This is a genomic window from Corynebacterium antarcticum (genome assembly GCF_016595285.2).
Lineage (GTDB): Bacteria > Actinomycetota > Actinomycetes > Mycobacteriales > Mycobacteriaceae > Corynebacterium > Corynebacterium antarcticum.
Map to the genome: position 1 here is coordinate 347,472 of NZ_JAENIP020000002.1, position 25,367 is coordinate 372,838.

23 protein-coding genes and 4 tRNA genes are annotated in these 25,367 nt (G+C 67.3%); 20 read left to right on the forward strand and 7 right to left on the reverse strand.

Annotated features, from left to right (window positions below):
• Positions 1 to 56 precede the first annotated feature (56 nt).
• A complete protein-coding gene (locus tag JIM95_RS05740; RefSeq protein WP_248113175.1) occupies positions 57 to 377 on the forward strand; it encodes a DUF4229 domain-containing protein in 321 nt (106 codons plus the stop codon).
• A 20-nt stretch (positions 378 to 397) separates the two neighbouring features.
• Here the strand turns inward: JIM95_RS05740 and JIM95_RS05745 are convergent, their stop codons facing one another.
• The 6 genes from JIM95_RS05745 to JIM95_RS05770 all read right to left on the reverse strand — a co-directional run bounded on the left by JIM95_RS05745 (position 398) and on the right by JIM95_RS05770 (position 5,895).
• The gene (locus tag JIM95_RS05745; RefSeq protein WP_200257818.1) at positions 398 to 1,291 is read right to left on the reverse strand and encodes a 1,4-dihydroxy-2-naphthoate polyprenyltransferase; all 894 of its coding nucleotides are present in this window, start codon (positions 1,289 to 1,291) and stop codon (positions 398 to 400) included.
• 57 nt (positions 1,292 to 1,348) lie between these two features.
• Positions 1,349 to 2,521: an o-succinylbenzoate--CoA ligase gene (gene menE / locus JIM95_RS05750; RefSeq protein ID WP_200257815.1), complete on the reverse strand. Its 1,173-nt coding sequence runs from the start codon at positions 2,519 to 2,521 to the stop codon at positions 1,349 to 1,351.
• Between the two features lie 33 nt (positions 2,522 to 2,554).
• Positions 2,555 to 2,869, reverse strand: coding sequence for a hypothetical protein (locus JIM95_RS05755; RefSeq protein ID WP_200257813.1), 315 nt, complete (start codon positions 2,867 to 2,869; stop codon positions 2,555 to 2,557).
• A gap of 240 nt (positions 2,870 to 3,109) precedes the next feature.
• On the reverse strand, positions 3,110 to 3,385 hold the full coding sequence (locus JIM95_RS05760) for a hypothetical protein (RefSeq protein WP_200257811.1): 276 nt from the start codon (positions 3,383 to 3,385) through the stop codon (positions 3,110 to 3,112).
• Positions 3,382 to 4,650, reverse strand: coding sequence for an inorganic phosphate transporter (locus JIM95_RS05765; RefSeq protein WP_200257810.1), 1,269 nt, complete (start codon positions 4,648 to 4,650; stop codon positions 3,382 to 3,384). The genes JIM95_RS05760 and JIM95_RS05765 overlap by 4 nt, the downstream gene beginning before the upstream one ends.
• Positions 4,651 to 4,953: 303 nt before the next feature.
• Positions 4,954 to 5,895 (reverse strand): 1,4-dihydroxy-2-naphthoyl-CoA synthase, encoded by a 942-nt coding sequence (locus JIM95_RS05770; RefSeq protein WP_200257807.1) that lies wholly within the window; start codon positions 5,893 to 5,895, stop codon positions 4,954 to 4,956.
• Positions 5,896 to 5,929: 34 nt separating this feature from the next.
• Here JIM95_RS05770 and JIM95_RS05775 point away from each other — a divergent pair, with 34 nt between their 5' ends.
• The 6 genes from JIM95_RS05775 (at position 5,930) to JIM95_RS05800 (ending at position 12,245) form a co-directional block, all read left to right on the forward strand.
• Positions 5,930 to 7,012, forward strand: a complete 1,083-nt coding sequence (locus tag JIM95_RS05775) for an o-succinylbenzoate synthase (protein WP_200257805.1) — start codon at positions 5,930 to 5,932, stop codon at positions 7,010 to 7,012.
• Between the two features lie 38 nt (positions 7,013 to 7,050).
• Positions 7,051 to 8,694, forward strand: a complete 1,644-nt coding sequence (menD, locus tag JIM95_RS05780) for a 2-succinyl-5-enolpyruvyl-6-hydroxy-3-cyclohexene-1-carboxylic-acid synthase (RefSeq protein WP_200257804.1) — start codon at positions 7,051 to 7,053, stop codon at positions 8,692 to 8,694.
• Positions 8,691 to 9,176 (forward strand): DUF3592 domain-containing protein, encoded by a 486-nt coding sequence (locus JIM95_RS05785; protein ID WP_248113177.1) that lies wholly within the window; start codon positions 8,691 to 8,693, stop codon positions 9,174 to 9,176. Before menD ends, JIM95_RS05785 begins: the two co-directional genes overlap by 4 nt.
• Positions 9,169 to 10,296: a glycosyltransferase family 4 protein gene (locus JIM95_RS05790; protein WP_248113179.1), complete on the forward strand. Its 1,128-nt coding sequence runs from the start codon at positions 9,169 to 9,171 to the stop codon at positions 10,294 to 10,296. The genes JIM95_RS05785 and JIM95_RS05790 overlap by 8 nt, the downstream gene beginning before the upstream one ends.
• Before the next feature lie 72 nt (positions 10,297 to 10,368).
• Positions 10,369 to 11,535 (forward strand): glycosyltransferase family 4 protein, encoded by a 1,167-nt coding sequence (locus tag JIM95_RS05795; RefSeq protein ID WP_248113180.1) that lies wholly within the window; start codon positions 10,369 to 10,371, stop codon positions 11,533 to 11,535.
• Between the two features lie 20 nt (positions 11,536 to 11,555).
• Positions 11,556 to 12,245: a demethylmenaquinone methyltransferase gene (locus JIM95_RS05800; protein WP_200260485.1), complete on the forward strand. Its 690-nt coding sequence runs from the start codon at positions 11,556 to 11,558 to the stop codon at positions 12,243 to 12,245.
• Positions 12,246 to 12,249: 4 nt separating this feature from the next.
• Here JIM95_RS05800 and JIM95_RS05805 read toward each other — a convergent pair whose 3' ends face one another.
• The gene (locus JIM95_RS05805) at positions 12,250 to 13,506 is read right to left on the reverse strand and encodes a geranylgeranyl reductase family protein (protein WP_200260525.1); all 1,257 of its coding nucleotides are present in this window, start codon (positions 13,504 to 13,506) and stop codon (positions 12,250 to 12,252) included.
• Positions 13,507 to 13,771: 265 nt separating this feature from the next.
• Here JIM95_RS05805 and JIM95_RS05810 point away from each other — a divergent pair, with 265 nt between their 5' ends.
• From JIM95_RS05810 to rpoB, 13 genes are all read left to right on the forward strand, one after another.
• Positions 13,772 to 14,815: a polyprenyl synthetase family protein gene (locus tag JIM95_RS05810; protein WP_200260482.1), complete on the forward strand. Its 1,044-nt coding sequence runs from the start codon at positions 13,772 to 13,774 to the stop codon at positions 14,813 to 14,815.
• Positions 14,816 to 14,911: 96 nt separating this feature from the next.
• Positions 14,912 to 14,993 (forward strand) — tRNA-Tyr (locus JIM95_RS05815).
• A 234-nt stretch (positions 14,994 to 15,227) separates the two neighbouring features.
• Positions 15,228 to 15,300 (forward strand) — tRNA-Thr (locus JIM95_RS05820).
• A 57-nt stretch (positions 15,301 to 15,357) separates the two neighbouring features.
• Positions 15,358 to 15,429, forward strand: a tRNA-Met gene (locus tag JIM95_RS05825).
• A 154-nt stretch (positions 15,430 to 15,583) separates the two neighbouring features.
• Positions 15,584 to 15,656 (forward strand) — tRNA-Trp (locus JIM95_RS05830).
• Between the two features lie 42 nt (positions 15,657 to 15,698).
• Positions 15,699 to 16,046: a preprotein translocase subunit SecE gene (gene secE / locus JIM95_RS05835; RefSeq protein ID WP_200260479.1), complete on the forward strand. Its 348-nt coding sequence runs from the start codon at positions 15,699 to 15,701 to the stop codon at positions 16,044 to 16,046.
• A gap of 163 nt (positions 16,047 to 16,209) precedes the next feature.
• A complete protein-coding gene (gene nusG, locus JIM95_RS05840) occupies positions 16,210 to 17,121 on the forward strand; it encodes a transcription termination/antitermination protein NusG (protein ID WP_234034732.1) in 912 nt (303 codons plus the stop codon).
• A 382-nt stretch (positions 17,122 to 17,503) separates the two neighbouring features.
• On the forward strand, positions 17,504 to 17,941 hold the full coding sequence (rplK, locus tag JIM95_RS05845) for a 50S ribosomal protein L11 (protein ID WP_198734977.1): 438 nt from the start codon (positions 17,504 to 17,506) through the stop codon (positions 17,939 to 17,941).
• Between the two features lie 116 nt (positions 17,942 to 18,057).
• Positions 18,058 to 18,774: a 50S ribosomal protein L1 gene (rplA, locus tag JIM95_RS05850; protein WP_200260476.1), complete on the forward strand. Its 717-nt coding sequence runs from the start codon at positions 18,058 to 18,060 to the stop codon at positions 18,772 to 18,774.
• A 445-nt stretch (positions 18,775 to 19,219) separates the two neighbouring features.
• Positions 19,220 to 19,741 (forward strand): 50S ribosomal protein L10, encoded by a 522-nt coding sequence (rplJ, locus tag JIM95_RS05855; protein ID WP_200260473.1) that lies wholly within the window; start codon positions 19,220 to 19,222, stop codon positions 19,739 to 19,741.
• A gap of 99 nt (positions 19,742 to 19,840) precedes the next feature.
• The gene (gene rplL, locus JIM95_RS05860) at positions 19,841 to 20,227 is read left to right on the forward strand and encodes a 50S ribosomal protein L7/L12 (RefSeq protein WP_198734974.1); all 387 of its coding nucleotides are present in this window, start codon (positions 19,841 to 19,843) and stop codon (positions 20,225 to 20,227) included.
• Between the two features lie 175 nt (positions 20,228 to 20,402).
• A complete protein-coding gene (pgfA, locus tag JIM95_RS05865) occupies positions 20,403 to 21,395 on the forward strand; it encodes a cell envelope lipid trafficking protein PgfA (protein WP_200260470.1) in 993 nt (330 codons plus the stop codon).
• Between the two features lie 369 nt (positions 21,396 to 21,764).
• Positions 21,765 to 25,262: a DNA-directed RNA polymerase subunit beta gene (rpoB, locus tag JIM95_RS05870; RefSeq protein ID WP_200260519.1), complete on the forward strand. Its 3,498-nt coding sequence runs from the start codon at positions 21,765 to 21,767 to the stop codon at positions 25,260 to 25,262.
• Positions 25,263 to 25,367: the final 105 nt, after the last annotated feature.

Sequence of the window (25,367 nt, forward strand, 5' to 3'; positions counted from 1 at the left end):
GGTTTACCCCAACAACAATACGGTCCCTGTACCGGGGTTTAGTAGTGTCGGTGGATGTGAGTGATAACGCCGTCAATGATGCCCCGGAACTCGACAGGGAACTACGTGGTCGCGTCCGACGGGACATGGTGCTCTACGGCCTGGCCCGGTTGGGACTGTTCCTTCTGCTGACCGTGATCATCCAGGGTCTGGCCGTCCTCATCGGTGCGCCGGTTCCGCTGGTCATCTCATCGCTGCTGGCACTGCTGGTCGCGTTCCCGCTCTCGATGTTCGTGTTCCGGTCCCTACGTCTCAGGGTGACCCGGAATCTGGCTGTGTGGAACGCGCAGCGGCAGGCGCACAAGGAGTGGGTCAAGAGCCAGCTGGCCGCCCGCTGATTTCACGGTCCCGCGGGAGTTCAGCTGAGTGCCAGCGAGATCGCCGTGACCGTCGACCACAGGAGCATGGCCTTCCCTGTGGCGCCGAGGACCGGAATGAGATCCCGTCCCGTCCTTCCCCGAACCACCGGTTCGGCGGCCACGACCGACACCGGTAGTGCGATGAGCGCGGCGAGTGCCGGAAGGTGTGCGGCGGCGACGGCGAGGCTCAGCAGATAGGGGGCCCCGGCGAGGAGGACCCACACGCGGCGGGTTCCACGGTCCCCGAGCCGGACCGCGAGGGTGATCTTTCCGCTGTCCGCGTCGGTGGGAATGTCCCGGAGATTGTTGGCGAGGTTCACCGCCGAGGAGAAGCAGCCCACCGCGACCGCGGCGGCCAGTCCGGTCCACGTGATCCGGCCGGCCTGCGTGAATTCGGTGCCGAGCACCGCCACGAGGCCGAAGAACACGAAAACGGCGACCTCGCCGAGTCCCCGGTACCCGTAGGGGTTCTCTCCACCGGTGTAGAACCATGCGCCCGCGATGCACGCCACGCCCAGAAGGATCAACCACCACGCGCTCGTCGCGGAGAGGACGAGTCCGAACGCACCGGCGACACCGAAGGCGGCGAACGCGGCCGCCCGGACATGTTCGGGGCGGGCGAGTCCGGACCCGGTCAGCCGGAGCGGGCCCGAGCGATCGTCGTCGGTGCCGCGGATGCCGTCCGAGTAGTCGTTGGCGTAGTTGACCCCGATGATGAGTGCGAGGGCGACCACTGCCGCGAAGACCGCCTTCCAGGCGACGAATCCGCAGACTGCGGCGGCCGCTCCCGAGCCCGCGATGACGGGTGCGAACGCGTTCGGCCAGGTGTGGGGGCGGGCCCCCTCGATCCAGTCCGCGGGCCGGGGTGACGGGGTGGTGGTTGAATCAGCCATGTCACCATCTTGGCGGACCGTCTCGTCGCGTGCTCAATCGGCACCCCGCACCCGTGTTCACCGCCCCCGTGCGGCGAACAGCCTCCTGACGGCGTCACGGTCAGGTTTTCCGGGGCCGGTGGCCGGCATCGTCGCCAGGTGGCGGATGTCCTTCGGCAGTTGCCACCTGGGCAGTTCATCAAGTCCCTCGACGACCTCCCACGGTTCTATCGAGCCGGTGTAGGCGGCCACCACGGCCTGCCCGAGTCGTGGGTGGGGTATCCCGACGACGCAGGCCGAGTCGATTCCGTCGATGTCGAGCATCGCGTGCTCGATGATGCCGGGGTCCAGTTTCAGCCCACCGGAGTCGATGATGTCGTCCAGGCGTCCGGTGACGGTGAGGGTTCCTTCGGTGATCTCCCCGCGGTCCCGTGTGGCGAACCAGCCGGGTTCGGCGAAGGAGTCGTCGCCCGGGGGTGCGGTCCGGTACCCGGCCGCGATCATCGGTCCGCCGAGGTGGATGCGGCCGTCGCTGACCCTGACCCGCGCGCCGGGTACCGGGCGTCCGTCGTACACGCAGCCACCGGTGGTCTCGGATGATCCGTAGGTGGCGACGACGCGGATTCCGAGGCGGTCACAGGAGTTCCGGAGATGGCGGGGGAGGTGACCGCCGCCGACGAGGATCGCGTCGAATTCGCGGAGTGCCTCGATGCCGGTGAGCGTGTCCAGGGCCTTGGCGAGCTGCAGCGGGACGAGTGCGGTGTAGGCGGGCAGTCCCTCTGATGTGGCGGCGCTGGACAGTCGTGCGGACAGGTCGGCGAACGCGTCCACGTGGAAACCGGTCGAGACATCGAGACAGGCCGGTTCGGTTCCGGCCACCAGTGCCCGGACCAGAACCTGCAGGCCCGCGATGTGGTGGCCGGGCATCGCGAGGAGCCAGTGGCCTTCCCCTGCCAACGCCGAATGGGTGGAATCCGCCGCGGCGACGAGGTTGGCGGGGGTCAGGAGAGCGCCCTTGGGTGTTCCCGTCGATCCTGAGGTGGCGACCACGACCGCGACCCCCGGGTCCACGGGTTCGCCGCAGCGTTGGGAGCGGATCAGCATATCCGCCCGGTCCCGGTCCGCCCGGCCGGGTCCCCCCGGCACCGGAAGCCAGGTGGCGTTTCCGGCTATCGCGTCGGCGAGGTCGGGGAGTACCGCAGCGGGATCGTCCGGAGGGACGGGCAGCGGACGCAGGATTCGGGTGCTCATGGGAGCAGAGTCTACGTCCCGGTGCGGTACCGCCTAACCGGCGTTGAGCCCGAGCGGCTCGAGGACCTCGTCGCGGAGGTGGGAGACGGTTTCCTCGTTGGGGCGCAGTCCGTGGAGAATGATCCAGGCGAGTTCGACGTCCTCCCTGGTTGCAGGGGTCATGCCGGCTTCAATGAGGTACCAGACGAAGATGTCGTCATCCTCTTTGAGCAGTTCCCGGATCTTCGCGGGTTCGGCGAGGACGGTCAGGGGAGCGGGCACAGGTGCCGGCGCCGGGCGCAGCCAGTTGAGAATCCGGCCGACTGCACCGAGTAGTGGACTCGTGGCGGACACGTGGAGCAGGGACATTGTGCCGGCCTCCTTTCTTTGGGGGGGATCGCGGGATCCGCGTGGTCTGCGCCACCGGATCAGTTAGTGGACGATCAACGATGATGGGGTGCAGAATTAGTTGGTGAATAACAATGATTGATTAGATTAGCGATCAGTCCGCCGGGGTGCAAGCCGGGAATTTCCCGGCCGGGCTGAAAAAGTCCGGCCCCGGCTCGCAGGAGATCTGCGTGCCGGGGCCGGAAGCGGTCCGGGGTGGGATCAGTGGGCCTCGGTGCCGAACGGGTCGAGTCCGAAGGCGTCGTGGAAGACACCCTTGGTGATCCACATGATGCCGAGGATGATCGCACCGATGATCACCGCGAAACACAGGCCCGCGAGCCCCTTCCGCCACACGGGAACGCTCTGCGCCGTACTGGTCGCTGCGGGTGTCGCCAGCCGGATGCCGACCGCGAACAGGGCCGGGAGTCCGGCGCCGAGGACGAGTCCGGCCAGGAGTACCTGCAGCAGATCGGATATCAGGGTGGCGGCGCTCATCGGACGGTCCTCTCGGCGGAGTCACTGATTCGGGTGCCGACGGTGTCGGCCGGGCTCAACAGGTCCTCGTGATCGGGGATGACCGCCACCGGTGGTGCGACACGGTTGGTCGTTGCGTCCCAGTCTGCGTTGACGTTGCCGGAGTTGACCGGAGCGCGGCGGGACCGGACGAAGATGAGGCCGGCGAGGATGACCAGGACGGCGAAGGCGAGGATGACCCCCACGAGGTCATCCGTGGCGGTGCCGACCGTGTGGGCGAGCAGCCACGTCAGTCCGCCGACGAGTGCCGCGGCGGGCAGGGTGATCATCCAGGCGACGGCCATTCGGCCGGCGACGCTCCAGCGGACCTCCGCACCCTTCCGTCCGAGCCCGGACCCCATGATCGATCCGGTTGCGACGTGGGTGGTGGACAGCGCCATACCGAAGTGGGAGGAGGTGAGGATGATGGCGGCGGAGGAGGTCTCTGCCGCCATCCCCTGTGGGGAATCGATCTCCACCAGGCCCTTGCCGAGGGTGCGGATGACCCGCCAGCCACCCATGTAGGTGCCGAGCGCGATGGCGATGGCGCAGGAGAACTTGACCCAGAAGGGGATACCCGCGTCCGCTCCGAGGCCGCCCGTCGCTACGAGCGCGAGGAAGATGACGCCCATCGTCTTCTGCGCGTCATTGGTGCCGTGGGCCAGGGAGACGAGGGAGGCGGAGCCGATCTGTCCCCAGCGGAAATACCGGTTCTTGTCGTTCTCGGCGACCGGGCGGGTGAACCGGTACACCAGTGAGGTTCCGACCGTGGCGACCAGACCGGCGACGACGGGGGCGCAGAGAGCGGGGACGACGACCTTCGCGAGCACGCCGTTCCAGGCGACACCCTGCATTCCCAGGGACGCCACCGCCGCGCCGATGAGACCACCGACGAGGGCGTGCGACGATGAGGAGGGGATGCCGAGCAGCCAGGTCATCAGGTTCCAGACGATGCCGCCTATCAGGCCCGCGAAGACGACGAGGAGCAGCTGGTGCGCCTGCCCCGGGTCCGCGAGGTTGAACTGGTCGAGGTCGACGACCCCCTTCGCCACCGTTGTGGCGACCTCCACCGACAGAAACGCACCGACCAGATTCAGGACGGCCGAGAGCGTCACCGCGACCTTCGGGCGGAGCGCCCCGGTGGCGATTGATGTGGCCATGGCGTTGCCGGTGTCGTGGAAGCCGTTGGTGAAGTCGAAGGCGAGAGCCGTGACAACCACGATGAGCAGGATGATCAATTCGGTCACATCAAAGGAGTATGCCGCAGATCTGCCCCTGTCATGGCGGAAAGAACAGGTGATCGGAAGGTTCGGATGGCTCCCGTTCGATGATTTTGCACAAATGGGGGTATTAAACTGTAGTTTCCTCACCCGATGGTTTACGTTTCCCCATTGTTTCACCTGCGTTTACCGTGAGGTGGGGTGTGTCGGAAGCGGTGGTGGGGCCCAGGGCCGGTCACCGCGATGGGCCGGAAACGGAAAGATGAACTTTAGGTGAATTCTGCCGATCGGCGGGTTGGTTCCCGGTCCCTCCCGTACCCGGGGGTCCGATCAATAGTAGTACGGGAACGCGGACCAGTCGGGGGTACGCTTCTCGAGGAAGCTGTCCCTGCCCTCCACCGCCTCGTCCGTCATGTACGCCAGTCGCGTCGCCTCACCGGCGAACACCTGCTGCCCCATCAACCCGTCGTCGGTGAGGTTGAAGGCGAACTTCAGCATCCGCTGGGCGGTGGGGGACTTCCCGTTGACCGCTCGGGCCCACTCCACGGCGGTGTCCTCCAGGGCCCCGTGGTCCGCGACCTCATTCACCGCCCCCATCTGCCGCATCCGCTCGGCGTCATACGTCCGGCCGAGGAAGAAGATCTCGCGGGCGTACTTCTGACCAACCTGCTTCGCCAGGTACGCCGAACCGTAGCCGGCGTCGAAGGACCCCACATCCGCGTCGGTCTGCTTGAACCGCGCCTCCTGGCGGGAGGCGATCGTGAGGTCGCACACGACGTGCAGGGAATGTCCTCCGCCCGCGGCCCACCCGTTGACCACCGCGATGACCACCTTGGGCATCGTGCGGATCAGGCGCTGGACCTCGAGGATGTGCAGGCGGCCCCCCTCGACCTTCTCGCGCTCCGTGTCCACGGTGTCAGCGGTCTCGCCGTCGGCGTACCGGTAGCCGGACCGCCCGCGGATGCGCTGGTCTCCACCCGAGCAGAACGCCCAGCCGCCGTCCTTCCCGCTGGGGCCGTTCCCGGTCAGGAGAATGCAGCCCACGTCGGGGGTGCGGCGGGCGTGGTCGAGCGCCCGGTAGAGCTCGTCGACGGTGTGCGGGCGGAAGGCGTTGCGTACCTCGGGGCGGTCGAAGGCGATGCGAACGATGCCATTCACCCGTCCCTCGCCGATGTGCCGGTGGTAGGTGATGTCGGTGAAGTCGAAGCCCGGGACCTCACGCCACTGCGTCGGGTCGAAGGGATTGTCGGTGCTGTAGTCCGGTGTGTCCATGGGGACAACGGTAGCGTCTCGTATTCTGGGGACCATGCCGTTCATCCACGCCCCCCTGGATCCACGCCTCGTAGAGCTCGTCTCGACCCTCGACGCCGGTGAGCTCATCGACCGTTCGCACACCGTCGCCCTGCCCATGCGGGTGCGGTTCCGGGGGATCACGCGCAGGGAGGCCCTGCTCATCCACGGGCCCGTCGGGTGGGGTGAGTTCGCGCCCTTCCGCGACTACGGTCCGGAGGAGGCCGCGGCCTGGCTGGCCGGCGCGGTAGAGATGGCGTACCTCGGGGCGCCGACCCCGGAACGTGACCGTATCGAGATCAACGCGACGGTCCCCGCCGTGACCCCCGATGAGGTACCCGGCGTCCTCTCCCGGTTCCCGGGCTGCCGTACGGTCAAGGTGAAGGTCGCCGAACCCGGGCAGACCCTCGACGACGATGTCACCCGGATCGCCGCGGTCCGGGAGCAGGTCCCGAATGCGCTGGTCCGCGTCGACGCGAACCGGGGATTCACCGTGGACCGCGCACTCGACGCGGCCCGTGCGTTCGGTCCCCTCGACTACTTCGAACAGCCCTGTGCCACCACCGCGGAACTGGCGGAACTGCGCCAGCGACTGGTCCGCTCCGGGATCTTCTGCCGGGTCGCCGCCGACGAGTCGATCCGACGGGCCGGTGACCCGTTCGCCGTGCTCGAGGCCCGTGCCCTCGACGTCGCGGTGGTGAAGGTGGCGCCGCTCGGTGGTGTGCGGCGGCTGCTCGACATCGCGGACAGGATCGCCGCACACGGGGTCTCGGTCACCGTCGCCAGTGCACTCGACACGGCCGTCGGACTGAACGCCGGACTCGCCGCGGTGGCCGCCCTGCCCGGGCACACCGACGACGACGAGATCGACGTCCCACCCGCTCCGGCGGGACTGGGGACCGGAGGGTTCTTCATCGAGGACGTCGTCGACTCCGCCACAGCCGGACGGCTCGTCGCCGACGGCCACCTCTCCTGTGCCCCGGTGGAGCCGGACCCCGACCGGCTCGCGGGACTCGCCGCGGATCCCGACACCGTCGACTTCTGGCACACCCATCTGCGCGAGTCCCTGGAGTGCCTGAAGCATCAGGTCGGTGCGTGACGACCGGGACGGGTGGACCCGGTTAGACTCTGCAGATCATGACCGTCCCCGCCACCGCAACCGCCGCCGCGATCGCCGCGGAGCTCGCCGCCGCCGGGATCCGGAACGTCGTCGTCTGTCCCGGGTCCCGGAGCGCCCCGCTGGCACTCGCCGTCGCGGCCCGCACCGACATCACGCTCCACGTCCGACTCGACGAACGCTCCGCCGCGTTCCTCGCCCTCGGGATGGCGAGGGTGGACCACCGGCCCGTCGCCGTGATCGTCACCTCGGGGACAGCCGTGGCGAACTGCCTCCCCGCCATGGTGGAGGCCCGGCACAGTGATCTCCCGCTCGTCGTGCTCGCCGCGGACCGGCCCTCCCGGCTCATCGGAACCGGTGCCTCGCAGACCATCGACCAGAGGGGCATCTTCGGGACATTCGCCGAGTGCGTCACGATCGATTCCGGTGCCGACGCGGACCAGGCCGCCGCGGTCACCCGTCGTGCGCTGGCGCACGACCGTGTCCACCTCAACGTCGCGTTCGACACGCCGCTCGTCGATCCGGAACCGCCGGTACCTGCCGACCCGCCCGTCGGCCACCCGCCGGTACGCCGGCCCCACCGCGACTGGGGCACCGCCAACCTCGACCTGACGCGGCCCACCCTCGTGATCGCCGGAGACGGTGCCTGGCCGGTGGAGGAACTCGCCGGCGTCCCCACCATCGCCGAACCCACCGCACCCGCCCCCGACCGGCCCGTGCACCCCGCGGCTGCCGGACTCTTCACCCGGGAACAGGTGTCGGCGGAGGGGCACGTCCTGCGCACCCGCCCGGAACAGCTCGTCGTCATCGGACACCCCACCCTGCACCGTGACGTCCTGGCGCTGATGTCCGACCCCGGCATCGAGGTCACGGTGCTCACCCGCTCCGACGGATACACCGATCCCGCGGGGAACGCGCACCGGGTCGCCAGCCGGATACGTGTGGATGGCCAGCCCACGAAGCAGTGGCTGAAACTCTGCGATGTCGCGGGCGGACAGGCGGCCGAGGCGGTCCGTGAGGTTCTCGGGGACCGGGATCTCGGTTTCACCGGCCTCCATGTCGCGGCCGCGGTCGCCGACGGTCTCGCGGTCGGCGACACCCTCTTCGTCGGGGCGTCGAATCCCGTCCGCGACATCGCGTTGGTGGGGCTCCCCTTCGACGGTGTCGCCACCCACGCCCCGCGCGGAGCGGCAGGCATCGACGGAAGCGTCTCCCAGGCGGTCGGTGTCGCCCTGGCCACGCAGGCCCGGGATCGGACCGCGCCCCGCGCTCCACGCACCGTCGCGCTGCTCGGCGACGTGACCTTCCTCCACGACTCCGGCGGCCTGTTCATCAGTGCGGGTGACCCGCTCCCGAACAATCTCACCGTCGTCGTCGCCAACGATGACGGCGGCGGGATCTTCGAGACCCTGGAAGCCGGGGCGCCCGGACTCCGGGACAACTTCGAGCGCGTGTTCGGCACCCCCCACGGCGTCGACATCGCCGCGCTGGCCGCCGCCAACGGCTGGGAACACCGCGCGGTGGACACCATCGCCGACCTCATCCGGGAACTCGAGGAATCCATCGAACTCCCGCACCCGCCGCTCATCATCGAGGCCCGCACCACCCGTTCCACCCGGCGGGAGCTGCACGACGCACTGTCGGGCAGGGTGGTCGGCAGGTGACCGGTAATCCGCTCCGCGCGGCACTCGCCCGTGTGCCCCGCGACCGGGCCCGCCGCCGTCAGCACCAGCTGGTGATCCTGTTCTGGATGGCCGCCATGCTGATGGCCCTCGCCATGGTCGTCGGCCCCTGGCTGAACGACCGGACGATCGCCGCCGACCGGGCGCAGGCCTATGCGACGGTCACCGACGCCGGCTGGTGGCGGACGACCGTCGAGTACCGCGACGAGAGCGGCCTTCTCCTGGCCCCCGAGGAAGGTGTGCTCTATCCCGGAGACCTGGCCACCGGCAGCGGCGTCTGGGTGGACTACGACCGCTCGAACCCCGATCTGGTGAAGATCTCCGGAAGGGACTTCCGACAGGCCCTCCCCCCGGCCCTCGCAACCGCCACCGTCGCCAGCCTCCTGGCCGCGGTCGCCTGGTGGCTCATCGCGGTGATGGACCGCAGGCGCGCCCGTCGCGGGGAGGGGCCCGCCGGTGTCTGAGCAGCGTCTCCGGGTCGCCGTCGTCGCCGAGTCCTTCCTTCCCAACGTCAACGGTGTCAGCAACTCCGTGCTCCGGATTCTCGAGCACCTGTCCGCGCACGGCCACGAGGCGATCGTCATCGCGCCGGGCGCACGGGACTTCGAGGAGGAGGTCGTCTCCTACGCGGGGTTCCCGGTGGTGCGGGTGCCCACCGTGATGGTCCCGCTCATCAACTCCCTGCCCGTCGGGGTCCCGGTCCCGCTGGTGCACAGGGCACTGCGTGACTTCCGGCCCGACGTGATCCACCTCGCCAGTCCGTACGTCCTCGGTGCAGCCGGCGCGTTCGCCGCCCGCCGGTTGAAGGTACCGGCGCTCGCGGTCTACCAGACCGATGTCGCGGGCTTCGCTCTCCGCTACCACCTCCGGCTGCTGACCTCCGCCTCCTGGCGGGTCACCCGGATGATCCACAACTCCTGTGCCCGGACCCTCGCACCATCCACTGCGGCGATCGCCGAGCTCACCGGCCACGGGATCCGCAATGTCCACCGGTGGGCCCGGGGCGTGGACACCGGACGATTCAATCCGGCGAACCGGAGCACGGGGTTGCGCCGCTCCTGGGACCCGTCGGGTGAGCGGCGCATCGTCGGCTACGTCGGCCGACTCGCCGCGGAGAAGGGCGTCGATCGGCTGGTCTCCCTGTCCGGACGCGATGATCTCCAGCTCGTCATCGTCGGTGACGGACCCGAGTACGGTGCCCTGCGCGACACACTGCCCGGGGCGGTATTCACCGGGGCCCTCGGGGGAGAGGAGCTGGGAAGGGCGTACGCCAGTTTCGACGTGTTCGTCCACCCCGGGGAGTTCGAGACGTTCTGCCAGACCATCCAGGAGGCGCAGGCTTCCGGCGTGCCGACCATCGGGCCCCGTGCCGGTGGGCCGGTGGACCTCATCACCCCGGGCGGGAACGGAGAGCTTCTCGACGTCGCCACGTTCAGTGCAGACCTGCCCGCGGCGGTGGACCGCGTCCTGGCGGGTCGGGACACCATGTCGGTCGCCGCCCGGCGTGCCGTCGAGGGGCGGACCTGGCCGGTCCTCTGTGCGAAACTCGTCGAACACTACCGGCAGATCCTGCGGCACCGATAGTTACGGACATCGTCATTCTCCTGTCACCCGCCCGTGACCTCACCGTCCACCGGAGCGTCCATCATCGGGGACATGCGTGTAGCCATCGTCGCCGAATCCTTCCTCCCCAACGTCAACGGTGTCACCAACTCCGTGCTCCGGATTCTCGAGCACCTGAACCGCCACGGTGATGACGCTCTCGTCATAGCGCCGGGGGCGCGGGACTTCGAGGAGGAGGTCGTCTCCTACGTGGGTTTCCCGGTGGTGCGGGTGCCCACCGTGATGGTCCCGCTCATCAACTCCCTGCCCGTCGGGGTCCCCGTGCCCGCCGTCAACCACGCGTTGCGTTCGTTCCGGCCCGATGTGGTGCACCTCGCCAGCCCGTTCGTCCTCGGGGCGGCGGGGGCTTTCGTAGCCCGGCAGCTCAAGGTCCCGGCGGTCGCGGTCTATCAGACGGACGTGGTCGGATTCGCCGAGAAGTACCACCTGTCGGCCCTGTCGACCGCCGCGTGGGAGTGGACACGCCTGATCCACAACTCCTGTGCCCGCACCCTCGCCCCCGCGACGCCCGCGATCGAGGCGTTGAGATCCCACGGCATCACCGACGTCCACCGGTGGGCCCGGGGCGTCGACACCGAGTGCTTCAACCCGGCCCACAGGTGTGACCGACTACGCCGCTCCTGGGACCCGTCGGGTGAGCGGCGCATCGTCGGCTACGTCGGCCGACTCGCCGCGGAGAAGGGCGTCGATCGGCTGGTCTCCCTGTCCGGACGCGATGATCTCCAGCTCGTCATCGTCGGTGACGGACCCGAGTACGGTGCCCTGCGCGACACACTGCCCGGGGCGGTATTCACCGGGGCCCTCGGGGGAGAGGAGCTGGGAAGGGCGTACGCCAGTTTCGACGTGTTCGTCCACCCCGGGGAGTTCGAGACGTTCTGCCAGACCATCCAGGAGGCGCAGGCCTCCGGCGTGCCGACCATCGGGCCCCGTGCCGGTGGGCCGGTGGACCTCATCACCCCGGGCGGGAACGGAGAGCTTCTCGACGTCGCCACGTTCAGTGCGGACCTGCCCGCGGCGGTGGACCGCGTCCTGGACAATCTGGCGGACATGTCCGCCACGGCGCTCGACCGGGTCTCCGGCCGGACCTGGGAGGGCGTCTGCGGCGAACTGCGCGGACACTATTCGGCGGTTCTCGCGGATCAGCGTCGGGTGGAACGGTCCACCGGGGTTCGACCCGGGGCATGGGCCCGGTGGCGCTAGTCGTCGCGTAGCCTTGACCCGTGGTCAAGGCATCCCTGGAAAAGAATCCCGACGAGGTCGCGCGGATGTTCGACGCCGTCGGCGCGAAGTACGACATCACGAACACGGTGCTCTCCCTCGGACGTGACCGTCACTGGCGGCGCCGCACCCGACAGCGCCTGGATCTCCGCCCCGGTGAACGCGTCCTGGACCTCGCCGCCGGGACCGCCGTGTCCACCGTCGAGCTGGCCCGCTCCGGTGCCTGGTGTGTGGCGTGTGACTTCTCCTCCGGGATGCTCGCCGCGGGAGCACACCGCGCGGTGTCCAAGGTCGCCGGCGATGGGCTCGCCCTGCCCTTCGCGGACGGGTCCTTCGACGCGGTCACCATCAGCTTCGGGCTCCGCAACTTCGCCGACACCCGCGCCGGACTCAGGGAGATGGCCCGCGTGACCCGGCCGGGCGGACGGCTGACGGTCGCCGAGTTCTCCACCCCGGTCGTCCCCGTGTTCGCGCAGGTGTACAAGGAGTACCTGATGCGGGCGCTGCCCGCTCTCGCCCGGTTCGTCTCCTCCGACCCCTCCGCCTACGAATATCTGGCGGAGTCGATCCGCGCCTGGCCCGACCAGGAGCAGCTCGCCCGGGAGATCGCCGCCTCCGGCTGGACCGAGGTCGGCTGGCAGAACCTGACCGGAGGCATCACCGCCCTGCACTCGGCGGTGAAACCCGCGTAGGGGCTCACTCCCAGAGGGCCGCGCCGGAGCCCCGCAGCCGGTGGAAACCCCCGGCGGCGGCACGCCACGCACGGGCAACCACATCGCGGTCCCCGTCCGTGACGAGATTGCCCATCAACCGCGCTGTGGCGCGCATGAGAGGGCCCGCCTGAGGGCCCCGGAAACCGAGTGGTCCGACCATCGGGAGCAGCTGCGGATGGGTCAGCAACCTGGCCGCGGTCCGGGCCAGCAGGAACGCCTCCCCGTAGTTCTCCCGCAGCACCCGCGGCCACACCACCGTCAGGTCGCGCCGTGGGTCGATCAGCTCCGCCGCGAGACGCGCGGTCTCCAGTCCGTAGTCGATCCCCTCGCCGTTGAGCGGATTCACGCACGCCGCGGCGTCCCCGATCAGCATCCAGTTCGGACCGGCCACCCCACTCACCGCGCCCCCCATCGGCAACAGGGCACCCGCCACGTCGGTCTCCGGCCCGAGTCGCCACTCCTCCCGCCGGAGCGCGGCATAGTGTGAGAGCAACTTCCTCGTGTTCACCTTGGCGGGCCGTGCCGTCGTCGACAGCGCCCCGCAGCCGATGTTCACGTGCCCCTCGGCCAGCGGGAAGATCCACCCGTAGCCCGGCTGCGCCACACCCGCCCCGTCGCGGAGCTCCAGATGGGAGTGGATCCACTCCTCGTCGGAGAAGGGCGTCGTGCAGTAGGCGCGGGCGGCGATCCCGTACACCTCACCCCGGTGCCACGTCCGGCCGAGCTTCTTGCCGATGGGGGATCGGACCCCGTCGGCGACGATGGCCGTGCCGCACCGCACCCTGCGTTCCCCGTCCGGCGCGATCAGGGTCACCGACTCCAACCGGCCGCCGCGGAGGGAGATGTCGACGGCGGGGCACTCCTCCCACACCGTCACGCCCGCGGTGGCGCGGGCGCGTTCGAACAGGAGCGCATCGAGCTCGGTGCGGCGCATCGCGGATCCCTCGCGACCGAACGCGGACAGGGGCCACGGCGCTGTCACGTCACCGCCGAAACCGTGCAGCTTCAGGCCGCGGGACCGGTAGCCGCCGGCGATCTCCGGGCCGAACCCCAGAAGCTGCAACTGGTGCATCGCACGGGGGGTCAGGCCGTCGCCGCAGGTCTTGTCACGTGGGAAACGGGCGGCGTCGACGAGGAGCACGTCGAAACCGCGTTTCGCCGCGTGGATCGCGGCGGAGGCTCCGGCGGGGCCACCCCCCACCACGAGGACGTCGGTTGTTGCGGTCCGGGACCGGGAGATACTCACCGCCCCATTGTCGCACTTCCGGGACCCGGCGGGTTTTCACCCCGGAGTGTCCGGTGACCGCCCGCGTCGACTACGGTTGATCCCGGGTCCGCTCCGGGCCCGCGGGGTCCGCCGCGCGGGAACGTGGCATCACCCCGGCGGCATCCACGGAGACGACGTCGGACGACGTCGGTATCCGGGAACCGGAATCAGTCCCAGCACACCACTCCAATCCGGCGGCCGGTCCAGCCCGCCGCGAGAAGACAATGAGGGCAACCGCATGAGTAACGGCCGTACCGTGACGCACGGTCCAGGTGACCACGACAAGACGTTCTCCCGGGGAACGTCCGTCAACCTGGGAGACGAGCAACTCAACGAGGCGATCTCCTCCGGCATGCGTGAGGTCGAGGAACTCCTCGCGGCCGAACTCACGGTCGGTGAGGGATTCGTCACCGACAAGGTCCGTTACCTCGCCGCGGCCGGCGGGAAACGTTTCCGCCCCATGTTCGCGCTCCTCGCGTCCCGGTACGGTGCGAACCCGGCGAACGCGGACGTCATCAAGGCGGCGGTCGTGGTGGAGATGACCCACCTGGCCACCCTGTATCACGATGACGTGATGGACGAAGCGGACAAGCGACGGGGCGTGGACTCCGCGAACAGCCGGTGGAGCAACTCCATGGCGATCCTCGCCGGGGACTATCTGCTGGCCCGGGCCTCCAGGATCATGGCGCAGCTCGGGGTCGACACCGTCGCGCACTTCGCAGCCACCTTCGGCGAGCTGGTCACCGGACAGATGCGGGAAACGGTCGGGCCCGGCGACGGGGACCCGATCGAGCACTACCGGGCGGTCGTCCGGGAGAAGACCGGCGTGCTCATCGCTTCCGCGGGCTTTCTCGGTGGGTTGCACGGTGGTGCGACCCCCGAGCAGATTGACGCGCTGCACCGTTTCGGATATGCCATCGGCACGGTGTTCCAGATCGTCGACGACATCATCGACATCTACTCCGACACCACCCAATCGGGAAAGACCCCCGGGACGGACCTCAAGGAGGGCGTGTTCACGTTGCCCGTCCTCTACGCGCTGGCGGAACAGAGCACCGTGGGGGACGAACTCCGGATCCGGCTCACGGGGCCCGTCACCGACGATGACGAGGTGGCCGAAGTTCTCGATCTCCTGCACCGGTCGACGGGAAGGGAGAAGGCGTTGGCGGACGTCCACCACTACGTGGAACTCGCCGAGGTCGAACTCACGAAACTGCCGCAGAACGAGACCACCGCCGCACTCCGTACCCTCACCCGATTCATGGTGAGCCGCGTCGGTTGACCGGTGTGAGGCCGGAAAATGTCTGCTGACATGCGGACTTGCGCCGAGCCACTCACGGCGTAGTAGAGTGTTCAGTGCACCGCGTGAGCGGCGCACGCCAGGTTGCCCGAGCGGCCAAAGGGAGCGGACTGTAAATCCGTCGGCTATGCCTACGTTGGTTCGAATCCATCACCTGGCACATCGGGACAGCCCGTTCCGGTCGGAATCTTCCACGAAGATCCGCCGGAACGGGCTTTTCGCGTTTCCGGGGCCCCGCGGGTCCGGCGCGCCGGTTCCCGACCGTCCGTGACGGCGTTGTCCGGGGTCCGGAAAATGGCCTTGAACTGCTGATTTGTGTAGCCTGGTGGGAACAGGTTAATCTTTGTGAGGCTTCAACGGAGCGGGCGCATGCCGTACGATTCCAAGAGGCTGTGCCCCCTTAGCTCAGTCGGCAGAGCGTTTCCATGGTAAGGAAAAGGTCGACAGTTCGATTCTGTCAGGGGGCTCTGTTGTTTTTCCCGCCGGGGTCTTCTACGGTCGCGGTCGTGGGGAAACGGCCACATGGCGGTGTAGCTCAGTGGTAGAGCAAACGACTCATAATCGTTGTGTCGCGAGTTCAATTCTCGCCATCGCTACCGGGATACAGATCCACCGTCCGGGCTCCGCAAGGATGTCGGGGCGGTGTTTCTCTGGTATCCCAGCGGGTGCCCACGGGGCTGTTGAAGGCGCATTCATCCGGCCTTCGTACGTCTGGTAGGGTGGTCGCGTACTGCAGAACGCAGTGCATGAAGGGGCGTAGCTCAACTGGCAGAGCAGCGGTCTCCAAAACCGCAGGTTGCAGGTTCAAGTCCTGTCGCCCCTGCAAGACACTTTATGCGCACGCAGATCCGAGGAGCACCGCACCGTGACCGACGAAAACAAGCCGAAGCCGACGGGTTCGGCGCGTCCGGCCGGTAAGCGACAGGTTGCGGGGGTGGCCACCACCAGCAGCGACTCCTACGCCGCCAAGAAGGCGCGTGAATCCGTCGCCGTCTCCGGTGACGGAAACGAGGGATCCGGCCTGGCGTCGCGCGTCGGCAACTTCCTCCCCGAGGTCGTCCGGGAGATGCGGAAGGTCATCTGGCCCACCGCCAAGCAGATGTTCATCTACACGATCATCGTGCTCATCTTCCTGATCGTCCTGACCACACTGGTGTCCGGAGTTGATTTCCTCGCCGGACTCGGAGTTGAGAAGGTGCTCACGGCCAACTAGAATTCCGTGAACGAACACTTTTCACGCAGTATCCCGCCCGACCCCACGAGGTCCGGCGGGATATTTCATGAGGTGGTCGGCGTAGAATGTGGCGAAAAGACCCCACCGGGCCCGGCCCGCATCTCCGCCCCACCCGATCGAAAACCCAATGGAGTACACCCAGATGAGCGACGACAACACCATTCCCGAGAACGCCGACGAGGCCGTCACCCCCGAGCAGCCTGTACAGGAGGCGGACCTGCAGATGACGGAGAACTCCGGGGAGCCGGACCTTGGTGATGTCACGGCCGAGGACGCCCTCACGGAAGCGGAGGGCGCGGAGCCGTCCGAGGCCGCCGCGGCACCGACCGACGTGGCCTCGGCCGCGGCGGCGCTCGGTGACGACAACGGGGAGGCTGCGGAGCAGAGCGAGGAGGAGGAGGCACTCGCCGAGTACAAGGCGCGCCTCCGCAAGTTCCTCCGTGAGCTGAAGAAGCTCCCGGGCCAGTGGTACATCATCCAGTGCTACTCCGGCTACGAGAACAAGGTGAAGACCAACCTGGACATGCGTGCCCAGACCCTCGAGGTCGAGGACTCGATCTATGATGTCGTCGTCCCGATCGAGGAGGTCATCGAAATCCGAGACGGCAAGCGCAAGCCCGTCAAGCGGAAGCTCCTGCCCGGATACGTTCTCGTCCGCATGGACATCAACGACCGCTCCTGGTCCGTCGTCCGCGACACCCCGGGTGTCACCAGCTTCGTCGGTAACGAGGGTAACGCCACCCCGGTCAAGCACCGCGACGTCGCGAAGTTCCTGATGCCGCAGGAGACCACCCCGGTCGAGGGCGAGGAGGGGACGGTCGACGCCTCCGGCGAGAAGCTGGTCGCACAGCCTTCCCCGTCCGCGGGCAAGCAGGTCGAGGTGGACTTCCAGGTCGGCGAAGCCGTCACCATCCTCACCGGCGCCCTGGCCTCCGTATCCGCGACCATCTCCGAGATCGACGCCGAGGGCGGCAAGCTCAAGGCACTCGTCTCCATCTTCGGTCGTGAGACCCCGGTTGACCTCACCTTCGACCAGGTCGAGAAGCTCACCTAGGGCGTCCCATCTCCACGACGTGAAACCCGTCCGTCACGGCCGTCAGGCCGGCGGGCGGGTTTTGTGTCGTTCCGCCGGGTCGGGTAGTCTGGCTCGATGCGTGTGCCCGGACCGCAGCTCCGGGAAGCCGGTGACGGTGGAGGAGCTGAAGAAGGGGACACGCTGACCCGGACAACGACGTGCACCCGTGCACAGGGATCCGGGAAACCACACACATCAATCCCCGGTGGCCGGGTTACGCCTTCAACGCAGTCGGAACTGCGGGTGGGGCCCGGCATCCGGACGACGACGGTGGTTGTGCGGGGCCGGAACGGATCAGTCCCGGTCACGCCCACACACGGACATCGGCCACCGCCGTCGGTAACAAGGAAGAGGTACTACGATGCCCCCGAAGAAGAAGAAGAAGGTCACAGGCCTCATCAAGCTGCAGATCCAGGCGGGACAGGCCAACCCGGCCCCGCCGGTCGGCCCCGCCCTGGGTGCCCATGGTGTCAACATCATGGAATTCTGCAAGGCCTACAACGCCGCCACCGAACAGCAGCGCGGCAACGTCGTCCCCGTCGAGATCACCGTCTTCGAGGACCGCTCCTTCGAGTTCAAGCTGAAGACCCCGCCGGCAGCCAAGCTGCTGCTGAAGGCCGCCGGCCTGCAGAAGGGCTCCGGCGTACCGCACACCCAGAAGGTGGGCAAGGTCACCATGGCGCAGGTCAAGGAGATCGCGGAGACCAAGAAGGAAGACCTCAACGCCAACGACATCGACGCCGCGGCGAAGATCATCGCGGGCACCGCCCGCTCCATGGGTATCGAGGTCGAGGGTTAAGACCCCTGAAGCTCCGCACCCGTACCCCCGGGTCGCGGAGCACGTGGGAGGGCCCGCTTCGGCCCGCACCACAAATTCCCACCCGCTTTTCACCATCTGAAAACTAAGGAATCACAATGAGCAAGCAGTCCAAGGCATACCGCGCCAAGGCCGAGAAGATCGACGAAGGTCGCATCTACGCCCCGATCGAGGCTGCGCGCCTGGTCAAGGAGACCTCCTCCGACAACTTCGACGCCACCGTCGACGTGGCCATCCGTCTGGGCGTCGACCCCCGCAAGGCCGACCAGCTCGTCCGCGGCACCGTCTCCCTGCCGAACGGCACCGGTAAGACCGTCCGCGTCGTCGTTTTCGCCGCCGGCGAGAAGGCGACCCAGGCCGAGGAGGCCGGCGCCGACATGGTCGGAACCGACGAGCTGATCGAGAAGATCCAGGGCGGTTGGACCGACTTCGACGCCGCGATCGCCACCCCGGACCAGATGGCCAAGGTCGGTCGCGTCGCCCGCGTCCTCGGCCCCCGTGGCCTCATGCCCAACCCGAAGACCGGCACCGTGACCATGGATGTCGCGAAGGCCGTCACCGAGATCAAGGGCGGCAAGATCTCCTTCCGCGTCGACAAGGCCTCCAACCTGCACGCCGTGCTGGGCAAGGCATCCTTCGACGCCGAGAAGCTGGCGGAGAACTACGGGGCGCTCATCGATGAGTTGCTGCGTCTGAAGCCGTCCTCCTCGAAGGGTGCCTACCTGAAGAAGGTCACCATCTCCTCCACCAACGGTCCCGGCATCCCCGTGGACAACACCGTGGTGAAGAACTACCTCGACGAGCCCCAGGTCTAGATCAGCCCACCGCTGATCCGACTACCGGGTCGACCGGAGCGCCCTGCGTACCGTCCATCGTGATGGGACGCGGGGCGCTCCGCGTCTCCGGTCCGCTGTCCCCGGGGGAGTGTCCGGGCGCGTACCCATGGGGGAGCGGCCACCCTTGATTTGACCCGCCGGGACCGCGTGCATACACTGACCCAACGAAGTTTGAACGGCGCGTTTCCACGCGACGAGCTCAAGTTTCACCGAAGACCGTCGGTCATCCCGGTACCCGGGATCGAAGGTTTCCGCACCGCGGAACGGCCCACGCAGGAGACACTTGGAGCCTCCCTCTCCCCGAGGTGTGCCCCCCGTGCTCTTGCACGGGGCTTTGTCATGTTTCCACCGTTCACGCGGTCGGTGACGTGAGAGAGTCCCGGCGGATCAGACGACCTACACACATGAGGAAGGAGGCGAAGTAATGGCTAACGCAAAGAACGTCGCCGCAGTGGCTGAACTCAAGCAGCGCTTTGAGTCCACCAACGCCGTCGTGCTCACCGAGTACCGCGGCCTCTCCGTGGCTCAGACCACCGAACTGCGTCGGGCTCTCGGCTCGGATGTCACCTACTCCGTCGCCAAGAACACCATGATCAAGCTGGCTGCGAAAGAAGCCGGCGTCGAAGGTCTTGATGACATCCTGACCGGTCCCACCGCAATCGCCTTCATCGAGGGCGAGGCTGTTGACGCAGCCAAGGCGATGAAGGACTTCGGTAAGGACAACAAGGCGTTCGTGGTCAAGGGTGGCTACATGGACGGCGAATTCCTGAGCGCGGCTCAGGTTGAAGCCATCGCCGAGCTGGATAACCGCGAGACCACTCTCGCGAAACTGGCGGGCGCCATGCAGGGCAGCTTGGCAAAGGCCGCAGGCCTGTTCAACGCCCCCGCTTCCCAGATCGCACGCCTCAGCGCTGCGCTCCAGGAAAAGAAGCAGGGCGAAGAATAAGTCGTCTCCCGCCACGCGGTGTGAGACGCACAGAGTTAGACCACAGCACAAACTTTTCGGCCCGGTGTACCCGGGCCACCAACTGAAAGGACTGCCACCATGGCTAAGTTCACCAATGACGAGCTCATCGAGGCCTTCAAGGAAATGACCCTCATCGAGCTCTCCGAGTTCGTGAAGCTCTTCGAGGACACCTTCGACGTCACCGCCGCCGCTCCGGTCGCCGCCGTCGCCGCCGGCGCCCCCGGTGCCGCTGCCGCCGCCGAGGAAGAGAAGGACGAGTTCGACGTCGTTCTCGAGGATGCCGGTGCCAAGAAGATCGGCGTCATCAAGGCTGTCCGCGAGATCGTCTCCGGTCTGGGGCTGAAGGAGGCCAAGGAGCTCGTCGAGTCCGCTCCGAAGGCCATCCTCGAGGCTGCGTCCAAGGACGACGCCGAGGCCGCCAAGACCAAGCTCGAAGAGGCCGGCGCCAAGGTCTCCCTGAAGTAGTCCCTCCGGGTTCGACTTCCCGCCACCGCCGGACGGTGGCCGGCGAACGGCCCGCAGATTCCCGTGGAGAACGGGGACCTGCGGGCCGTTTTCCTGTTCCGGGGCTGTTTCGACGACGGATAGCGGAGCAAAACTGATCTTCATCACCCGCCGGCGCGCGGGGTAGCATCGGGTCATGCTTGCGAAGTCGCGTATTTTCTCGGTGCTGATCCTCGGTCTGGGGGCCGCCCTCATCACCTGGGGGTTGGTTGCGCCGCACTTCTTCCATGACGACGGCAGGCTGCCGCTGTCGCTGGAGGACACCACACTGACTGTGCGTGACGGGAACGCCGAGACCACGCTGAATCCGGGCCCGGGGGAGATCGTCGCCGCCGCGGTGATCCGCCAGCACCACGTCGAACTCCTCGATCCCGCTGACGCGGAGACCGTGACCGTGCGGATCGGATCGACGATGATGCGTGAGGCAAACGAGGACGACATAGAGCGTCTCGTCGAGGCGTCCGTGTGGAGTTTCGTCATGGACCGGACGACGGGGGAGGCCGTGGGACCCGCCACTATGACATCCCAGCTCGGCCTGCCGCCCACCCAGGTCCCCGTGACCGGGCTCTGGGCGAAGTTCCCCGCTGACCCGGCGAAGACGACCTACGAGGTGTTTGACGCCACACTGCGGGGGAGCGCACCCGCGGTGTACCGCGAGACGGTCGAACGCGGTGGGCGGCAGCTCCATGTCTACCGGCAGACGATCGAACCGACGAACCTGGCGACCCGGTACGCCGACATGTTCAACACCACGACGTTCGAGACCGGGGACGGCGGCACCGAGCCCGGATACCTGTTCTACTCGGCCGACCGTGACTGGTACGTCGACGCCGGGACGGGACTGGTGGTGGACATCCGGGAGGATCTGGACTCCTACTACGGGACCCGCGACGGTGAACGCCGCGAACAGGTGCTCCGGTTCCACGGGGCGGGGACGGAGGAATCCGTCGAACGGCTCATCGCCCAGGCTGAACGGGTACCGGACGGTTCCGGGCAACGGACCGTCACCACCGTGCTACTGGCGCTCGGAGCCCTGCTTCTGCTCGTCGGATTGATCGGGGCGTTGTCCGGTGGCCGGCGCCGGCTGCGGCGCGGAGGCAAATCGGGGGAGCCGAGCCTGGATCGGTGATTCCGTGCCGTCCGGCGGTTTCGGGTGGCGGATCGCCGGCGATCTGTTAGGGTGGCGCCAACAGCACGTCCTTCCGGTGCCCGTTCCCCGGGCCGGGGGTTGAATCGGGAACGTTGGCGGAGTCCCCGTTCCGGCTGTCGGTGGCCGAAAACTGGTACTTTACAGACTGAAGAAAATGGTATAGGCTAGCTCGTTGCGCTGGAATCTCTTTCCGGTTATCCTGTCCGACCTTGAACGAACCGGTTGAAAAACCCGGTTTGACAAGGTCATTCAGTGCTATCCGGAGATGATTGGTTCCACAGCAGACCACATGCTAAAAATTCTAGCGGAACGGGCTCACCATCGTCGTGGGTGAGCCCACCGCGTGAGGTGCTGGAAGGACGCATCTTGGCAGTCTCCCGCCAGACCAAGTCAGTGACCGAAATCCCCGGAGCTCCGCAGCGTTACTCGTTCGCGAAGATCAACGAACCCATCGAGGTGCCCGGTCTTCTCGACCTGCAGCTCGAGTCGTTCGCATGGCTCGTCGGAACGCCCGAGTGGCGTGAACGCACCCAGGCCGAAGCGCCTGAAGGTGCCCGAGTGACCAGTGGACTAGAGGACATCCTCGAGGAACTGTCCCCGATCCAGGACTACTCCGGAAATATGTCCCTGTCCCTGTCCACGCCACGCTTCGAAGAGGTCAAGAACTCTATCGATGAGTGCAAGGACAAGGACATCAACTACTCCGCTCCGCTGTACGTGACGGCGGAGTTCGTCAACAACGAAACCGGAGAGATCAAGTCCCAGACGGTATTCATCGGTGATTTCCCGATGATGACCGACAAGGGCACCTTCATCGTCAACGGCACCGAGCGCGTCGTCGTCAGCCAGCTGGTCCGTTCTCCGGGTGTCTACTTCGACCAGACCATAGACAAGTCCACCGAGCGGCCCCTGCACGCCGTGAAGGTCATCCCCTCCCGTGGTGCCTGGCTCGAGTTCGACGTCGACAAGCGCGACACCGTCGGTGTCCGCATCGACCGGAAGCGCCGTCAGCCTGTCACCGTGCTGCTGAAGGCGCTCGGCTGGACCACTGAGCAGATCGTGGAGCGCTTCGGCTTCTCCGAGATCATGATGTCGACCCTCGAGGCCGACGGTGTCTCGAACACCGACGAGGCGCTCCTGGAGATCTACCGGAAGCAGCGCCCGGGCGAGCAGCCCACGCGTGATCTCGCGCAGTCTCTCCTCGAGAACTCCTTCTTCAACGCCAAGCGTTACGACCTGGCCAAGGTCGGTCGCTACAAGGTCAACCGCAAGCTGGGGCTCGGCGGCGACAACGAGGGCAACCTCACGCTGACCGAGGACGACATCGCGACCACCATCGAGTACCTCGTCCGGCTGCACGCCGGCGAGAACTCGATGAAGTCACCCGCCGGAACGACCATCCCGGTCGAGACCGACGACATCGACCACTTCGGCAACCGTCGCCTGCGCACCGTCGGCGAGCTCATCCAGAACCAGGTCCGCGTGGGCCTGTCCCGCATGGAGCGCGTCGTCCGTGAGCGCATGACCACCCAGGACGCCGAGTCGATCACCCCGACCTCGCTGATCAACGTGCGTCCGGTCTCCGCCGCGATCCGCGAGTTCTTCGGAACCTCGCAGCTGTCGCAGTTCATGGACCAGAACAACTCACTGTCCGGTCTGACGCACAAGCGTCGTCTCTCCGCGCTCGGCCCCGGTGGCCTCTCGCGTGAGCGTGCCGGCATCGAGGTCCGTGACGTGCACCCCTCGCACTACGGTCGCATGTGCCCCATCGAGACCCCTGAGGGCCCGAACATCGGCCTGATCGGTTCCCTGTCGTCGTACGCCCGGATCAATCCCTTCGGGTTCATCGAGACCCCGTACCGCAAGGTCGTCGACGGTCGACTCACCGACGAGATCGACTACCTCACCGCGGATGAGGAGGACCGGCACGTCGTCGCGCAGGCGAACACACCCTACGACGAGAACGGTCTGATCACCGAGGAACAGGTCGTCGTACGCATGAAGGGCGGCGACAACGAGGTCGTCGACCGCGAGCGCATCGACTACATGGACGTCTCGCCGCGCCAGATGGTCTCCGTCGGCACGGCGATGATCCCCTTCCTCGAGCACGACGACGCCAACCGTGCCCTGATGGGTGCGAACATGCAGAAGCAGGCCGTGCCGCTGGTCCGCGCCGAGTCGCCGTACGTCGGCACCGGCATGGAGCTGCGCGCCGCCTACGACGCCGGTGACCTCATCATCTCCAGCAAGGCCGGTGTCGTCGAGAACATCGCCGCCGACTTCATCACCGTGATGGGTGATGACGGTGTCCGCGACACCTACATGCTGCGGAAGTTCCAGCGGACCAACCAGGGCACCTGCTACAACCAGAAGCCCATCGTCAACATGGGTGACCGTGTCGAGGAGGGCCAGGTCCTGGCGGACGGCCCCGGTACCCACCGGGGCGAGATGGCGCTCGGGCGCAACCTGCTCGTCGCATTCATGCCGTGGGAGGGCCACAACTACGAGGACGCGATCATCCTCAACCAGCGCCTCGTGGAGGAGGACGTCCTCACCTCGATCCACATCGAGGAGCACGAGATCGACGCCCGCGACACGAAGCTCGGTGCCGAGGAGATCACCCGCGAGATCCCGAACGTCTCCGAGGAGGTCCTCAAGGATCTCGACGACCGCGGTATCGTGCGCATCGGCGCCGACGTCCGCGACGGCGACATCCTCGTCGGCAAGGTCACGCCCAAGGGCGAGACCGAGCTGACCCCGGAGGAGCGCCTCCTGCGTGCCATCTTCGGTGAGAAGGCGCGCGAGGTCCGCGACACCTCCATGAAGGTTCCGCACGGTGAGACCGGCAAGGTCATCGGTGTGCGCCGGTTCTCCCGCGAGGACGATGACGACCTCGCGGCCGGCGTCAACGAGATGATCCGTGTCTACGTCGCCCAGAAGCGCAAGATCCAGGACGGCGACAAGCTCGCCGGTCGCCACGGAAACAAGGGCGTCGTCGGCAAGATCCTCCCCGCCGAGGACATGCCCTTCCTGCCCGACGGCACCCCGGTGGACATCATCCTGAACACCCACGGTGTCCCGCGTCGTATGAACATCGGCCAGGTTCTCGAAGTGCACCTCGGCTGGCTCGCCGCCGCGGGTTGGCACGTCGACCCGGAGGACGTCAAGAACGCCGAGCTCATCAAGACGCTGCCCGAGTCGCTCTACGATGTCCCGCCGGAGTCGCTCACCGCCACGCCGGTGTTCGACGGTGCCTCCAACGAGGAGCTCGCGGGCCTGCTGGCGAACTCCCGCCCGAACCGTGACGGCCAGACTCTGGTCGACGGCAACGGCAAGGCGCAGCTGTTCGACGGTCGCTCCGGTGAGCCCTTCCCGTACCCGGTGTCGGTCGGCTACATGTACATGCTGAAGCTGCACCACCTGGTCGACGAGAAGATCCACGCCCGCTCCACCGGCCCGTACTCCATGATCACCCAGCAGCCGCTCGGTGGTAAGGCCCAGTTCGGTGGACAGCGCTTCGGTGAGATGGAGGTGTGGGCGATGCAGGCATACGGCGCCGCCTACACCCTGCAGGAGCTCCTGACCATCAAGTCCGACGACGTCGTCGGCCGCGTCAAGGTCTACGAGGCCATCGTCAAGGGCGAGAACATCCCGGACCCGGGTATTCCGGAGTCGTTCAAGGTCCTGCTCAAGGAGCTCCAGTCGCTGTGCCTCAACGTCGAGGTTCTCTCGGCCGACGGCACCCCGATGGAGCTCGGGACCACCGACGACGACGAGTTCGATCAGGCCGGTGCCTCCCTGGGCATCAACCTGTCCCGCGACGAGCGAACCGACGACGTGGCCTGACGGTCACCCGGCACCGCACGACGGTCTGACCGCGGGCCGCCCGTCCTCACCTGGACGGGCGGCCCGCGGGACGGGCAGCTAATCACCGATATTCTTCTTCTTCAC

Bases quoted from the DNA above. Each gene is read 5' to 3' on its own strand.
- rplK (WP_198734977.1), top strand. From the start codon at position 17,504: ATGCCCCCGAAGAAGAAGAAGAAGGTCACAGGCCTCATCAAGCTGCAG.
- rplL (WP_198734974.1), top strand. From the start codon at position 19,841: ATGGCTAAGTTCACCAATGACGAGCTCATCGAGGCCTTCAAGGAAATG.
- JIM95_RS05770 (WP_200257807.1), bottom strand. From the start codon at position 5,895: ATGGACACACCGGACTACAGCACCGACAATCCCTTCGACCCGACGCAG.
- rplJ (WP_200260473.1), top strand. From the start codon at position 19,220: ATGGCTAACGCAAAGAACGTCGCCGCAGTGGCTGAACTCAAGCAGCGC.
- nusG (WP_234034732.1), top strand. From the start codon at position 16,210: ATGAGCGACGACAACACCATTCCCGAGAACGCCGACGAGGCCGTCACC.
- pgfA (WP_200260470.1), top strand. From the start codon at position 20,403: ATGCTTGCGAAGTCGCGTATTTTCTCGGTGCTGATCCTCGGTCTGGGG.
- JIM95_RS05775 (WP_200257805.1), top strand. From the start codon at position 5,930: ATGCCGTTCATCCACGCCCCCCTGGATCCACGCCTCGTAGAGCTCGTC.
- rplA (WP_200260476.1), top strand. From the start codon at position 18,058: ATGAGCAAGCAGTCCAAGGCATACCGCGCCAAGGCCGAGAAGATCGAC.
- menE (WP_200257815.1), bottom strand. From the start codon at position 2,521: ATGAGCACCCGAATCCTGCGTCCGCTGCCCGTCCCTCCGGACGATCCC.
- JIM95_RS05755 (WP_200257813.1), bottom strand. From the start codon at position 2,869: ATGTCCCTGCTCCACGTGTCCGCCACGAGTCCACTACTCGGTGCAGTC.
- JIM95_RS05810 (WP_200260482.1), top strand. From the start codon at position 13,772: ATGAGTAACGGCCGTACCGTGACGCACGGTCCAGGTGACCACGACAAG.
- JIM95_RS05760 (WP_200257811.1), bottom strand. From the start codon at position 3,385: ATGAGCGCCGCCACCCTGATATCCGATCTGCTGCAGGTACTCCTGGCC.
- JIM95_RS05795 (WP_248113180.1), top strand. From the start codon at position 10,369: ATGCGTGTAGCCATCGTCGCCGAATCCTTCCTCCCCAACGTCAACGGT.
- JIM95_RS05745 (WP_200257818.1), bottom strand. From the start codon at position 1,291: ATGGCTGATTCAACCACCACCCCGTCACCCCGGCCCGCGGACTGGATC.
- menD (WP_200257804.1), top strand. From the start codon at position 7,051: ATGACCGTCCCCGCCACCGCAACCGCCGCCGCGATCGCCGCGGAGCTC.